General features: G+C 72.9%; 10 protein-coding genes and 3 pseudogenes. 11 read left to right on the top strand and 2 right to left on the bottom strand.

The window, feature by feature from the left end:
• From JHN45_RS44265 to JHN45_RS44225, 9 genes and pseudogenes are all read left to right on the top strand, one after another.
• A pseudogene (locus JHN45_RS44265) lies at positions 1 to 356 on the top strand (DUF3344 domain-containing protein); the annotation flags it as partial.
• Positions 357 to 410: 54 nt separating this feature from the next.
• Entirely contained in the window at positions 411 to 1586 is a 1176-nt protein-coding gene (locus tag JHN45_RS44260; protein WP_200717012.1) for a glycosyltransferase, read from the top strand.
• Positions 1583 to 3004, top strand: coding sequence for an exopolysaccharide biosynthesis polyprenyl glycosylphosphotransferase (locus tag JHN45_RS44255; RefSeq protein WP_200717011.1), 1422 nt, complete (start codon positions 1583 to 1585; stop codon positions 3002 to 3004). Before JHN45_RS44260 ends, JHN45_RS44255 begins: the two co-directional genes overlap by 4 nt.
• Positions 3005 to 3007: 3 nt before the next feature.
• Positions 3008 to 4348: an O-antigen ligase gene (locus tag JHN45_RS44250; protein ID WP_201055005.1), complete on the top strand. Its 1341-nt coding sequence runs from the start codon at positions 3008 to 3010 to the stop codon at positions 4346 to 4348.
• Positions 4345 to 6066 carry a murein biosynthesis integral membrane protein MurJ gene (murJ, locus tag JHN45_RS44245; RefSeq protein WP_201055003.1) on the top strand — a complete coding sequence of 574 codons (1722 nt, stop codon included), beginning with the start codon at positions 4345 to 4347 and terminating at the stop codon, positions 6064 to 6066. Before JHN45_RS44250 ends, murJ begins: the two co-directional genes overlap by 4 nt.
• Complete coding sequence (locus JHN45_RS44240) at positions 6050 to 6808, top strand: polysaccharide deacetylase family protein (RefSeq protein ID WP_201055001.1); 759 nt, start codon at positions 6050 to 6052, stop codon at positions 6806 to 6808. Before murJ ends, JHN45_RS44240 begins: the two co-directional genes overlap by 17 nt.
• Entirely contained in the window at positions 6805 to 7956 is a 1152-nt protein-coding gene (locus JHN45_RS44235) for a glycosyltransferase (protein WP_201055000.1), read from the top strand. The genes JHN45_RS44240 and JHN45_RS44235 overlap by 4 nt, the downstream gene beginning before the upstream one ends.
• On the top strand, positions 7953 to 8585 hold the full coding sequence (locus JHN45_RS44230; protein WP_201054999.1) for a lipopolysaccharide biosynthesis protein: 633 nt from the start codon (positions 7953 to 7955) through the stop codon (positions 8583 to 8585). Before JHN45_RS44235 ends, JHN45_RS44230 begins: the two co-directional genes overlap by 4 nt.
• Entirely contained in the window at positions 8582 to 9685 is a 1104-nt protein-coding gene (locus tag JHN45_RS44225) for a GNAT family N-acetyltransferase (RefSeq protein ID WP_200716586.1), read from the top strand. The genes JHN45_RS44230 and JHN45_RS44225 overlap by 4 nt, the downstream gene beginning before the upstream one ends.
• 22 nt (positions 9686 to 9707) lie before the next feature.
• Here the strand turns inward: JHN45_RS44225 and JHN45_RS44220 are convergent, their stop codons facing one another.
• Positions 9708 to 11051 (bottom strand): glycoside hydrolase family 26 protein, encoded by a 1344-nt coding sequence (locus JHN45_RS44220; RefSeq protein ID WP_201054997.1) that lies wholly within the window; start codon positions 11049 to 11051, stop codon positions 9708 to 9710.
• A 140-nt stretch (positions 11052 to 11191) separates the two neighbouring features.
• Here JHN45_RS44220 and JHN45_RS44215 point away from each other — a divergent pair, with 140 nt between their 5' ends.
• Both JHN45_RS44215 and JHN45_RS44210 read left to right on the top strand, forming a co-directional pair.
• Positions 11192 to 12499 (top strand): ATP-grasp domain-containing protein, encoded by a 1308-nt coding sequence (locus JHN45_RS44215; RefSeq protein WP_200716584.1) that lies wholly within the window; start codon positions 11192 to 11194, stop codon positions 12497 to 12499.
• Positions 12499 to 13167: pseudogene (locus JHN45_RS44210) on the top strand (NAD(P)-binding domain-containing protein); the annotation flags it as partial. The gene JHN45_RS44215 and the pseudogene JHN45_RS44210, both read left to right, overlap by 1 nt.
• Before the next feature lie 154 nt (positions 13168 to 13321).
• Here JHN45_RS44210 and JHN45_RS53655 read toward each other — a convergent pair.
• Positions 13322 to 13553: pseudogene (locus tag JHN45_RS53655) on the bottom strand (hypothetical protein); the annotation flags it as partial.

Genomic DNA, 13553 nt, shown 5'->3' with positions numbered 1-13553 from the left:
TGTACGCCACCACGCCCGCGCACGCCGGGGGACGCGCGGGCGTGGTGGCGTACAACGGGGATCGCGGCCGGACCGGGGATTCGCTCACGCTCTCGACCGGTCGTACGAACGCCATCCCGCTCGGTGACGGTGCCAATCCCCGCGACGACGTGCTGAATTCCACGATCAGCGAGCCGGGGGCGGCGCCTTCGGAGCGTGCGCCCGCGTATGCGAACACGCTCGGCTACGACTCCGATGTGTTCGATCTCGGCAAGGCGCTGCGGCCGGGCGGTGACCAGCTGGCCTTCCGGCTCGTTTCCCAGCGGGACGCGGCGTGGTTCGGGGCGCTCTTCGTCGCCGTCGACGCCCAGCAGTGAGGCGCGTTCCCGCCCGCAGTCCCGAGCGCCACCCGTGAGCGAGGAAACCGCGCAATGCACCAGCCAGCAACCGACCCTCGACCACGGGTCCTGCACCTCGCCCAGCCCGTGGACGCCGGGGTCGCCCGGGTCGTCACGGATCTGACGCGGGCCCAGCTCGCCTCCGGCCTGCACGTCACGGTCGCCTGCCCCGACGGCGGCTCGCTCGCGGACGGCATCAGGGCGCTCGGCGCCGACGTACGCCGGTGGCAGGCCACGCGGTCGCCGGGTCCCGGGCTCGTCTCCGAGGTACGGCGGCTCGCCCAGGTGGTCGCAGAGGTGCGGCCCGACCTGGTGCACGCGCACAGTGCGAAGGCCGGGCTGGCAGGACGCCTTGCCGTGCGGGGGCGGATCCCGACCGTGTTCCAGCCGCACGCCTGGTCGTTCGAGGCGGTCGGCGGGGTCACCGCCGCGCTCGCCGTCGGCTGGGAGCGGTGGGGCGCGCGCTGGGCCACCCGGACGGTCTGCGTGAGCGAGGCGGAGCGGACGACCGGGCTGCGGGCCGGGGTCCGGGGCCGCTGGAGCGTGATCCCCAACGGCATCGACACCGAGCGTTTCCATCCGGCCCCCGTGGACACCGTACGGGCCGGGATCGAGCAGCTCGCCGGGGTCGATCCGGCGGCGCCGCTGGTGGTGTGCGTGGGGCGGCTGTGCCGGCAGAAGGGCCAGGACGTCCTGCTGACGGCGTGGGACGAGGTGCTCCGGCGGGTCCCGAAGGCACGCCTGGTGCTCGTCGGCGACGGCCCCGACCGGGCCGCGCTGCGTCAACTGGCCCCGGAATCGGTGCTGTTCGCGGGCGCGGTCGCCGATGCGGTGCCCTGGTACCAGGCCGCCGACCTGGTGGTGCTGCCCTCGCGCTGGGAGGGCATGGCGCTGGCCCCGCTGGAGGCGATGGCCTGCGGGCGCCCCGTCGTCGTCACCGACGTGGCCGGCGCCCGCGAGAGCCTGCCCCCCGGCCTCGCACCGCGCTGCCTGGTCCCGGCCGACAACCCGGCGGTGCTGTCGGGGGCCGTCGCCGAACTGCTGCTCGACCCGCTGCTGCGTGAGTCCCTCGGCCACCAGGGACGCCGGTACGTCCAGTCCACGCACGACGTGCGGCACTCCGCCGAAGCGGTCGCGGGGGTCTATCGCGACCTGCTCGGCGGCAAACCCGTCGTGCCCACCGAGTGCAGGGAGTCCATCCACTCGTGACTGCGGAAAGCACCGTCCCCTCCCCCGGCGGACAGCCACGGGACCACGGATCCTCGAACGTCTCGGTCATCCCCCGGCGCACCGGCGGCGGTTTCCGGTTCCCGGTCCGCCGCCCGCCCGCGCGCCCGGCCTCACCGCTGCCGCTGCTCGGCGCGGACCTCGCCGCCGCCCTGCTCGGCGCCCTCGCGCTGACCGGCGGCCAGCGCCGCCCGCTTCTGGTGGCGCTGCTGGTCGCCGGTTCGATACTGCTGCGCCCGCACCTCCCCCGGGCCGTACCGCGCGTCCTCGACGAACTGCCCGCCGTCTGCGGCCGGATCGCCGTCGCCTGGCTCGCGCTCGGCACCCTCACCGCGGCCTACGCCCCCGACCGCGCCCTGTCCCCGCGCACCCTGCTGCTGGGCTTCGCCCTCCAGTCGGCGGCCAGTTGCGTGGCCCGCGGCGCGGTCCACCACCGCCGCCGCAAGGCCCTCCTGAACCACCCCCGCACCGCCCTGGTCATCGGCCCCGCGACGACCGCGCAACGCGTCGCGGCAGCGGTGCTACGACACCCGGGGTGCGGGATCGAGCCGATCGGCATCGTCGCCGACCACCCGGACGGCACCGAGGGCCTGCCCGTCCTGACCACCGGCGAGGAGGTCGAACGCGCCCTCATCCAGAACGGCGTACGCGCCGTCCTCACCGTGCATCCCTCCGTACGGTCCGAACGCGGGCCGCTGCTACGGGCGTTGGCGGAGTCGGGCTGCACGGTCTGGGAGGTCGACGCCGACTCGCCCTCGTACGAGATGCGCGACCAGCTCGCCGGATTCGCCTGCAGGCGGCTGGAGTTGGGCTCCCGCAGACGCGGCAGCCTCGGCAAGCGGGCGCTGGACGTCCTGGTGTCCGGGACCCTGCTCCTCCTGGTCAGCCCGCTCCTCCTGCTGTGCGCCACGGTCCTCCGCCTCACCGACGGACCCGGTGTCGTGTTCCGCCAGGAACGCATCGGCAAGGACGGCCGCCCCTTCACCCTCCTCAAGTTCCGCACCCACCGCCCGGTCGACGAGCACGAGGCGGCGACCCGCTGGAGCGTCGCGGGCGAACACCAGATGAGCCGCTTCTGCCGCTTCCTGCGCCAGACCTCACTGGACGAACTGCTCCAGCTGTGGAACGTCTTCCGCGGCGACATGAGCCTGGTCGGCCCGCGCCCCGAACGCCCGTACTTCGTCGCGCAGTTCAGCCAGACCTACCCCGGCTACGCGGCCCGCCACCGCATGCAGACCGGCATCACCGGCCTCGCCCAGATCCACGGGCTGCGCGGCGACACCTCGATCGAGGACCGCTGCCGGTTCGACAACGCGTACATCGACAACTGGTCGCTGTGGCAGGACATCTGCATCCTCGCCCGCACCGCGACCTCGCTCGTACGTCCGACGGGGAGCTGAGCCGTGAACCACCGCCTGCGCACGTTCGCCCCGGTCCTGCCGGTCATCGCCGTGATCGCCCTGCTCTGCCTGCCGCTCGCCCCGGGCGTGGGCGGCGCGGGTCCCGCCGACGCGGTCTCCGGGCTGGTGGTGCTGTACTGCGGGATCCGGCTGCTCCGGGAGCGCAGGCGCCCCCTGACCCCGACTGCCGTGGCGGTCATGGGACTTCCGGTCCTGGGCCTGTCCATCGCGGCGATGGGCGCGTCCTCACCGGGCGCGGGCCTGAGCGGCCTGGGCCGCTACCTCCAGATCTTCGTCCTGGTCCCGGCAGCGGTCGTGTTGTTGGTCCGCGACCGCCGCGACTTCCGCGTGCTGGCCTGGTCGTTCGTCTCCCTCGCCCTGTGGCAGGGGGCGATCGGCGTCAAGCAGTACGTCACCGCGACCGGCGCCTCCTACCAGGGCGAGGACATCCGCGCGGTGGGCACCTTCGGACCGACCGACGTGATGGGCATGGCGACGGTCGTGTCCTTCGGCCTGATCTGCGCGGTGGCGCTGGCACTCGGCCTGGGCCGAAACGACGTGCGGCAGCGGGCAGTTGCCGCGGGGTGCGCCTTCGCCCTCCTGCTCCCCCTTGCCCTCTCCTTCAGCCGCGGCGCGTGGATCGCGACCGCCGCGACCTGCGCACTGCAACTGGCGCTGGCCGGACTGCGACGCGCACTGAAGGTGGCCGCGGCCGTGACGGCGGCGGGCGTGGTGCTGGTCGGCGGCTTCGGCGTCGGTTCGGCGATGCTCCAGGAACGGATCAGCAGCATCACCCAAGTCACCGACGCCCCCGACCAGTCGGTGACCGACCGCTACACCATGTGGGCGGCGGCGACCGCGATGTGGCGCGAACACCCGCTGACCGGCGTCGGGTTGAAGGGCTTCCCCGAACACCGCGACGGCAACGCCTCGTTGGCCCTGTCCTCGGGCAGCGACACGGACGGCGCGGGCGCCGGGTACCTCAAGCAGCCCCTGCTCTCCCCCCACAACATGTACCTCCTGGTCCTCAGCGAACAGGGCCTGATCGGCCTCCTCACCCTCGCAGGCAGCTGGCTGGCCCTCCTGGTCTGCGCCCTGCGCGGCCTCTACCGCACCCACCGCACCGAACTCCCGGGCCTGGACTGCGCGTTGGTCTCCACCGGCCTCCTGATCTGGCAGCTGATCGACTTCATGTACGCCGACATCGGCGGCCCGTCGACAGTCCTGACGGCGGTGGTCTTCGGGGTGGCGGCGTGGTGGTCGCTGGTGGGGGCGAACGCGGAAGAACGGCTTCCTGTGCCGACTTCGGTGCGCGTGCCCAAGACAGAGGCCGCGATCCAATGACGGTCACTGGTAGCGCCCCAAAGGGGCGCGGGGCTGTATCGATCAGCGGCTCCGCCGCGGGGCGCGCCCAGCCCCAACGGCGCAGCAGTCAACCACCCACCGAACCACCCCTGATCCCATCCCCCACACAAGAAAGCCCCGCCCCGGAATCCCGCCGCTTCCTGGCAAAAGCCGCCCTGATCACAGCCGCGCTCTCCGTCACCGGCTCCCTCCTGGGCCTCGCCAGAGACCAGTCCCTCGCCCGCCTCTTCGGCGCCGGCAGCGAGACGGACGCCTTCCTCGTCGCCTGGACCATCCCCGAGTTCGCCGCCACCCTCCTCATCGAGGACGGCCTCGCGTTCGCCCTGATCCCGGCGTTCAGCATGGCGTTGGCCCGCAGAGCGCAGGGCGCCCCCGGCGACCCGGTCCGCACCCTGGTGAAAGCCACCCTCCCCCGCCTCGCGCTGGCGTTCATCGCGGTGTCGGCACTGTTCATCGCAGCGGCCCCCTACCTGGTCGAGGCCCTGGCCCCCGGCCTCCCCAACCCCGCCCTCGCGGTGAGCTGCACCCGCATCACCGCGACCTGCGTCCTGAGCTTCGGCCTGGCCGGCTACTGCAGCGCGGCGCTCCGCGCCCACCGCCGTTTCGTGGCCCCGGCGGCGATCTACGTGGCGTACAACATCGGCATCATCGCCGGGATGTACGCCTTCGGCAGCCACTGGGGCGTACGGTCGGCGGCGCTCGGCGTGGCCGGGGGCGGCTGCCTGATGGTGCTGACCCAACTGCCCGCCCTGGTACGCCAGTTGAGGAGCCACAAGCCGACGACCCCGGACAGCGTCGCCGACAGCACCACCGAGGCCCCTCGCCCGATGAACTTCGCGTTGATGGCCACCGTGCTGCTCTTCGCGCTGTGCCGCCAGTCGCAGGTCCTCATCGAGCGCTTTCTCGCCTCCCACCTCCCGGCCGGCGCCATCTCGCATCTGAACTACGCGCAGAAGGTCGCCCAGATGCCGATGGTGCTGTCGCTGATGCTGTGTACGGTCACCTTCCCGGTGGTCGCGCGGGCGCTCGCCGAGGGCGACACGGAGAAGGCCCGCAACCGGGTGGAGCGCGACCTCGCACTCGCCGCCTGCCTGGTCCTGCTCGGCGCCGCCACGGTCATCGCGTGCGCCCCGCAGATCATCGAACTCCTCTTCCAGCGGGGTGCGTTCACCGCCCACGACACCGCGGCCACGGCCGGCGTGATGCGGGTGTACGCGCTCGGTCTGCTCGGCCAGACCCTGGTCGGCGTCCTGGTCCGCTCCTACTTCTCGGCGGGCCGCCCCACCTGGTTCCCGGTCGGCGCGATGGCCGCCGGAATCGTCGTGACCTCCTGGATCGGCGCGTGGACGGTCGGCCCCTGGGGCGTCATCGGCATCGCGATCGCCAACGCCACCGGCATCACCGTCACCGCCGTGCTCCTGCTGTGCGGCAGCGGCCCGCGCAGTGTCCCGATCCGCACCCGGCAGGTCCTGGTCGAGCTGAGCCGGCCGGTGCGCGCGGCGGCGGTCGCGACGGTCGCCGGGGCGTTCGCGGCCCGCGCGATGCCCTCGCCGCTGCTCGGTCTCGCCGTCGGCTGCGCGGCCGTCGCCGCTGTCTTCGTCCTGCTCGGCTGGGCCCTCGGCGCCCAGGGCTTCGCACCCGCACTGGAATCCGTCCGCTCCGTCACACGAAGGCTCCCGCATGGCCGCTCCCGCTGATTCCCCGACCACCGGCAGTCGCGTCACGGGCCCGGTCCCGTGGGTGGCGATGTACCACTCGGTGGGCGACTGCTCCGACGACCCCTACCGCATCACGGTCACCCCCGACCGCCTGGACCGGCAGCTGCGCTGGCTGAGCCGGCGCGGGCTGCGCGGTGTGTCCATGGCCGAGCTGCTGGCCGCCCGCGCCCGGGGCGAGGGGCACGGTCTGGTCGGGCTGACCTTCGACGACGGCTACGCCGACTTCGTCGACAACGCCCTTCCCGTGCTGGCCCGTTGGGACTGCGGCGCCACCCTCTTCGTGCTGCCCGGCAGGCTCGGCGGCGACAACGCCTGGGACCCGCTGGGCCCGCGCAGACCGCTCCTCACCGCGGACGGCATCCGCCGAGCCGCCGCCGAGGGCGTGGAGATCGGCTCCCACGGCCTGACCCACGTCGACCTCACCAAGGCGGACGACGCCACCCTGAAGGCCGAGGTCGCCGAAAGCCGTTCCGTACTCGCCGAGTTGACCGGCACGACCGTCGACGGCTTCTGCTACCCGTACGGCACGGTCGACGCCCGCGCCGTGGCCGCCGTACAGGAAGCCGGTTACGCCTACGCCTGCGCGATCGACCCTGGCGAACTCAACGGCGTCCACGCCTTCCCCCGCGTGCACATCGGCCAGAACGACACCGCCGTCCGCCTCTTCCTCAAGTACCGGCTGCACGGTCTGCGCCGCCGTCCGGTGGAGGGTCCCGCATGAAGGCCCTGCACATCATCACCGGGCTCGGCATCGGAGGCGCCGAGCAGCAACTCCGGCTGCTCCTGCGCCACTTGCCGGTCGACTGCGATGTCGTGACGCTCACCAACCCGGGCGCGGTCGCCGACGGGCTCACCGCCGACGGGGTGCGCGTCCACCACCTCGGCATGACCGGCAACCGCGACCTCGCCGCCCTCCCCCGCCTGGTGAAAATCATCCGCGGCGGCGGCTACGACCTGGTCCACACCCACCTCTACCGCGCCTGCGTCTACGGCCGACTCGCCGCCCGGCTCGCGGGCGTGAAGGCGGTCGTCGCCACCGAACACTCCCTGGGCGACTCCCAGATGGAGGGCCGCAGCCTCAACTCCGGGGTCCGCGCCCTGTATCTCGCCAGCGAGCGCCTGGGCCGCTCCACGGTCGCCGTCTCCCCCACGGTCGCCGAACGCCTCAAGCAGTGGGGCGTGCCCGGCCCGCGCATCGAGGTGGTCCCCAACGGCATCGACCTGCCCCGCTTCCGCTTCGACCCGGCCCAGCGGCTGCGCACCCGCCAGCGCCTCGGCCTGCCCGAGGACGCGTACGTCGTCGGCGGCATCGGCCGGCTCGCGGCCGGCAAACGCTTCGACGTCCTGATCCGCACCCTGACCCAACTCCCCTCCGACTACTGGCTGTTGCTGGTCGGCGGCGGCCCCGAGGAGAACCTTCTGCGCCGCACCGCCCACGACTGCGGGGTGGCCGACCGGGTGCTGTTCACCGGCGAACGCCCCTACGTCCCGGACGGCACCCCGGGCCCCGATCTGCCCTCCCTCACCTCGGCGATGGACCTGTTGGCCTCGCCGTCCCCCGAGGAGGCCTTCGGCCTGGCCGTCGTGGAAGGTCTGGCGTCCGGGCTGCCCGTGCTCTACGCCTCCTGCCCGGCCGTCGAGGATCTCCCACCGCAGGCAGCCGCCGGCGCGCACCGCGTCCAGGGCGGGCCGGAGGTCTTCGCCCGCGCGCTGGCGGCGGCCCGCGCGCGGGGCCCGCGTCCGCGCACCGCGCCGGACGCCGCCCACCACTACTGCATCACCCGCAGCGCCGCCCAACTCATGGACGTGTACGCGGCGGTCTCCACCTCGTCGCCGTCCCCCGCACCCCAGGGAGCCAGTTCCTCATGACCGAGATCCGACAGCACCGTCCGCTCGCCCGCGCGAAGACCCTCCCGGCCTGGTCCCTCCTCGCGGCCGGCGCCGTGACCGGCGGCCTCCTCGGCGCCGGATACGGCCTCGCCAAGCCGCCGACGTACACGGCCACCAGCTACGTCATCGCCGTACCGACCGACAAGGCCGACTCCTCGACCGCGCTCGGCTTCGCGCAGGCCTACGGCCGGGTCGCCACCCAGCTCGCGGTGCTCGGGGACGCGCAGGTGTGGGCGGGCGTCCCGGTGAAGACGCTCCAGTCGAGCGTGCAGACGGCGACCTCGCCGGACGCGCCGATGGTCGCCGTCACGGCCACCTCCTCGCGCGCGGACCTCGCCGCCGACATGGCCAACGCGGTGTCCCGCTCGCTGACCGCGCACGCGAACGACTCCAAGGACTCCACCCACGTCGAACTCCAGACCTTCGCCCGCGCCATCAAGCCGGCCGGGCCCTCCTCGGCCTCGCCCGCGGTGACCGGTCTGGTCGGCGCGAGCGCGGGCGGCCTCCTCGGCGGGCTGCTGCTGCTCGTCCGGCCGCGCCGGACCACCGACGAGACGGGCCGTCCGGCCTCCGTGCCCAGCCCGGCCACCGCGGCCGACGTCCTGTGACACCGGTGTACTCGACCGAACTCGTCACCGACGCCCAGGACTTCGCCGAACTGGCCCCGGCCTGGGGCCGGTTGTACCAGAAGTGCGGCGCGGCGACCCCCTTCCAGTCGCACGCCTGGCTGCACTCCTGGTGGCTGTCGTACGGCCGAACGGGCCGACTGCGTCTGCTCGTTGTCCGCGAAGGCCGCGAACTCGTCGCCGCGGCACCCCTGATGCTCGTCCGCCGCCCGGTCCCCTCGCTGGTCCCGCTCGGCGGCGCGATCTCCGACTACGGCGACGTCCTGCTGGACGACGACCACGGCGACCCGGCGGTCGCCGCGCTGACGGAGGGCCTCGCGTCCGCCGCCCGCACCGCGCTGATCGACTTCCGCGAGGTGCGGCCCGGCGGCGCGGTCGAGCGCGTCTACGACCGCTGGCGCGGCCCCCGCCGCCGCGTCCACGACTCGCTCTGCCTGGAGCTGCCCGCCGTACCGATGGACGAACTGGTCGCCCGCCTCCCCTCCTCCAAGGCCCAGCGCGTCCGCGCCAAGCTGCGCAAGCTGACGGCACTGGGCGTCGAGCGCACCGTCGTACAGCCGGACGGGGTGGACTCGGCGCTGCGGCGGCTGCTGGAGCTGCATCAACTCCAGTGGCAGGGGCGGAAGGTGACGTCCGAGCATCTGCAGACCCGGTTCTGCGAACACCTGGTCCGCTCGGTCGGGCCGATGGTCCGCTCCGGGGACGCGGTCGTCACCGAGTTCCGGCTCGACGAGGACGTGGTCGCCGTGGATCTCACGCTGTTGTCGCGGCGGCTCGCGGGCGGGTATCTGTACGGCGCGCATCCGCGGCTGCGGGAGCGGAAGGCGGATGTGGCGGTGATGCTGCTCGACGCGTGCGCGGAGCACACCGGCACCGACGGGCCCGGCACGCTCAGCCTGCTGCGCGGCAACGAGCCGTACAAGCACCACTGGCGGCCCGAACCGGTCGTCAACCAGCGGCTGTTGCTGGCCCGGAAGCGCACTGCCCCGCTGATGGCGGCGGTCGTCTGCGACGTGGCCGCGCGCCGGCGGGGCAAGGCGATACTGCGGAAGTGGAGGGAGCGCGGTGGCGACGGACCCTGAGCGGCCCGCCGCCACCTCTGGTTCAGCGGTCGCGCTGCCACCAGTCGAACTTCACGCACAGCTTCCCGCCGAGCCAGTACTCGACCCAGTCGCCCAGTTCCACGGGCGAGCAGTTGGCCGGGTGCGCCGGCGTGGTCGGCTTGGGCGGCTCCGGGGTGACCGGGGTCGTGGGAGTCGTGGGTGCCGTGGGTGTCGTAGGAGTCGTGGGTGTGGTCGGGGTCGGCTCCTCCGTGCGGCCGAACAGGACCGAGCGGTAGACCTTGGACGACTTCGGGTTCTGGGAGCACTGCCACACACCGTGCGGGCAGTAGTCGGTGACCGTGTTGTACAGCGCCTTGTGCTCGTCCATCCAGGCGAGCATGCGCTTCATGTACTCCGCGTTGTCGCCATTGCGGAAGAGTCCCCATTCAGGATAGGAAATGGGCTTGCCGTGGGATTTGGCGAAGTCCACGTGTTCCTGGAGTCCGTAGGGCTCTTTCACCTGCTCGTCGAACGTCAGCCCGGAAGGCTGGTCGTACGAATCCATTCCGACGATGTCGACCGTGTCGTCCCCCGGATAGCACTGCGTCCAGGGAACGGCGTCCCGGCCGCGGCTCGGAGTGAAGTCGAACCGGAATTTCTGGCCCGGCACCGAGCGCATCGTGGTGACGATCCTGTTCCAGTACTTCTTCCAGGCCTCCGGGTCCGGCCCGCAGCGAGAGGTGTACGTGGTGCCGTTCATCTCCCAGCCGAGCACGATCACCGTGTCCGGCACCTTCAGGTCGACCAGCCGTTCGGCCAGGGCCTTGAAGTGCTGATCGAACTGGCCGGCCGCGCCCAGCTGGAGCAGCCGCCGGACCTGCCAGTCGGAGACACCGTCCTCGTTGTGCTCCTGCATGGGCACGTTGAGGACGAGCATCCGGTCGGTCTTCTCCGTGCGCCAGTCCGCCCATACGTCGAGGAGGCCGGGGGCGCCTTCGATGTCGCTCCAGTGGTTGCCGGGCAGGTAGGTGTGGCCGACGCGCAGTTCGGCACCGCCCAGCCAGCTGCTCAGCGCCGCCATCCGGGCCACACCGCGGGCACCGGAGTCGAGGAAGGCGCCGAAGGCCGGAGTCGCCTTCGGCTCGGGGGTCTTCACCGGTGCGACGACGGCCGGGGTCGTGGGCACGGTGACCGCGGGCGCGGCCGTCATGGGCGTGGCGGGCACGGTGGTCGTGGGCACGGTGCTCGTGGGTGCGGTGGTCACGGGAGCAGGCGGATCGGTGACCCGCACCGCCTCCGCCCCCGCCGCGAACCCGGGACCCGACGCCAGTGCCGCCGACGCGGCGACCGTAGCCGCGATGAAGGCCAGTCGTCCGGTCCGGGACCGTCGTTGCTGTGGGGCCATGCCTGCTCCTCTCTCCACTCTCGTGTTCTCGTTTCTCTTTTTGACACTCAGTCATACGAATATGAATTACGCCACCGCCGTTACGGCTTTTGAGTGTCCCTGTCGCCCGCGTGGGTGAACCGAACCGAAGGAAACAGTCCGTGTCGCTGCTCGACATCCGTGTCCCCGCAGTTCTGTTGCGGATCGACCGGAATCCCTTTCACCACGGAACGCTGGGCGCCGTGCGTTCGCTCGGCAGGGCGGGAGTGGAGGTGCATGTGGTCGCCGATTCCGCCGGAAGTCCCGTACGCAGCTCCCGCTTTGTCTGCCAGATGCACCCCCCGCCGGCGCCCGGCGCGTCCCTGGCCGAGATCGCCGTCACGCTGCGCCGGGTGGCCGCGCGGATCGCCCGTCCCGCCGTGCTGATCCCGATGGACGACGCGAGCGCCGTCGCCGTCGGCCGGCTGCGCGACGAACTCGCGCCCTCCTACCTGCTGCCGCAGCAGCCCGGCGCGCTGGCCGAACGGGTCGCCGACAAGGCCGAACTGGCCGCCGTGTGCGCGAGCGCCGGCATCCCGCACCCGGTGACGCTGATCCCGGAGAGCCCGGCCCAGGCCGCGAGCGCCGCCTGGCAACTGGGGCTGCCGGTGGTCGCGAAGTGGAGCCGGCCCTGGCTGGTGCCGTGCGGGACCGGGCTGCGCAGCACGGTGGTCGTGCACAGCGCGCAGGAGGCGCGCGAGCTGTATCTGCGCGCCGAGGAGGCGGGCAGCCGGCTGCTGCTGCAGGCGTTCCTGCCGTCGGGGCCCGACCGCGACTGGTTCTTCCACGGCTACGTCGACCGCACCGGTGCCGTGCGCGGCGGCGGCCCCGGCCGCAAGCAGCGGGCCTGGCCGCGCGGGGCGGGCCTGACGGCGGTGGGCCGCTGGACGCCCAACTCCCAGGTGCAGGCGCTCTCCGAACGCCTCACCGCCGAACTCGGCTACCGCGGCATCTTCGACCTGGACTTCCGCCGCTGCGGCACGACGGGCAGCTATCACCTGCTCGACTTCAACCCGCGGCCGGGCGCCCAGTTCCGGCTCTTCACCGACAGCGCGGGCCTGGACGTCGTCCGCGCCCAGCACCTGGACCTGACCCACCGTCCGCTGCCGGACGGGGCGCCCCGGCCCGGCCGTTCGTTCGTGGTGGAGAACTACGCGCCGCTCAGCGCGCTCCGCCCGGCCCCCGCCGGACGCGAACTGGCCTGGTACGCGCCGGACGACCGGGCACCGGGCCGGGCGATGTGGGGCCTGTGGGCCGGACATGTGCTGCGCAAACTGCGGGGGCGGCTGGGCGGCGGCCCGGTACCGCCGCGCACGGCGACGCGGGTGGTACGGCAGTCGGGCACGAGCCCGCTCGACGAGCCCGCCGAACAAGCCCAGTTGACCAAGTTGACCGAGTTGTCCGACGACGAGAAAGCGAGCAGTTGCTGATGTACGACCTGCTGGTGGTGGGCGCGGGCCCGTACGGCCTGTCCATCGCGTCCCACGCCGCGGCCGCCGGGCTGAACCTGCGCGTCTTCGGCCGGCCCATGGCGTCCTGGCGCGACCACATGCCCCGGGGCATGTTCCTCAAGTCGGAGCCCTGGGCCTCCAACCTGTCCGACCCCGAGGGCCGTTGGCCGCTCGACGCGTACTGCGCGACCCAGGGCGTGGAGTCCCGGCACGGCGAACCGATCCCGGTCGAGATGTTCGCCTCGTACGGCCTGTGGTTCGCCCGCAACGCCGTGCCCGAGGTGGACGAGCGGACCGTGGAACGGATCGCGCCGGTGCCCGGCGGCTTCGAGGCGGTGACCGACGACGGCACGGTGCTGCACGCCCGGACCGTCGCCCTCGCGGTCGGTGTCATGCCGTTCGTCGAAATCCCGTCCGCGCTACGGGGGTTGAGTCAGTCCCTCGTCTCGCACAGCAGCCACCACAGCGCGCTGGACGACTTCCGCGGCAAGGACGTCACGGTGATCGGCGGCGGCCAGGCGGCGCTGGAGACGGCCGCCCTGCTCGCCGAACAGGGCACCCGGGTAAGGGTGTTGGCGCGGGCCGACGAGCTGTACTGGAACGACGTACCGCCGGCCTGGGAGCGCTCGTGGTGGCAGGAGGCCCGCNCTGGTCCGGGGAGTCCGGCGCCGGCTGAACTCGGAGCCGCGCGGCGGGATGATCCCGGCGCCGGGGCGACGGGGCGCACTGGATTTCGTACGACGCTGACCGCGTAGAGCGGTGCGGGTGTGCCGGGCGGTGACGTCCGGCACCCCGTGCGCATTACCGACGGGACGCGGCCCGGCCTCGTCGGTAGAGGATCGTGCCACCCGCGATCAACGCGGCACTGACGCCGGAAGCGGCCAGCATGGCCTCACTGCCGGTGTGCGCCAGAACGGGCGGCGGGGTGTGACTCCCACCGTGCGGCGGCGGGGTGTGGTTCCCACCTGCGGGAGGCGGGGTGTGGTTGCCGCCCGTGGGGGGCGGGGTGTGGTGGTCGCCACCGGTGGGCGGA

The organism is Streptomyces sp. MBT53 (genome assembly GCF_016654115.1).
Lineage (GTDB): Bacteria > Actinomycetota > Actinomycetes > Streptomycetales > Streptomycetaceae > Streptomyces.
Note: the sequence above shows the minus strand (reverse complement) of the source record. Positions and strands in the feature narration are given on the sequence as shown.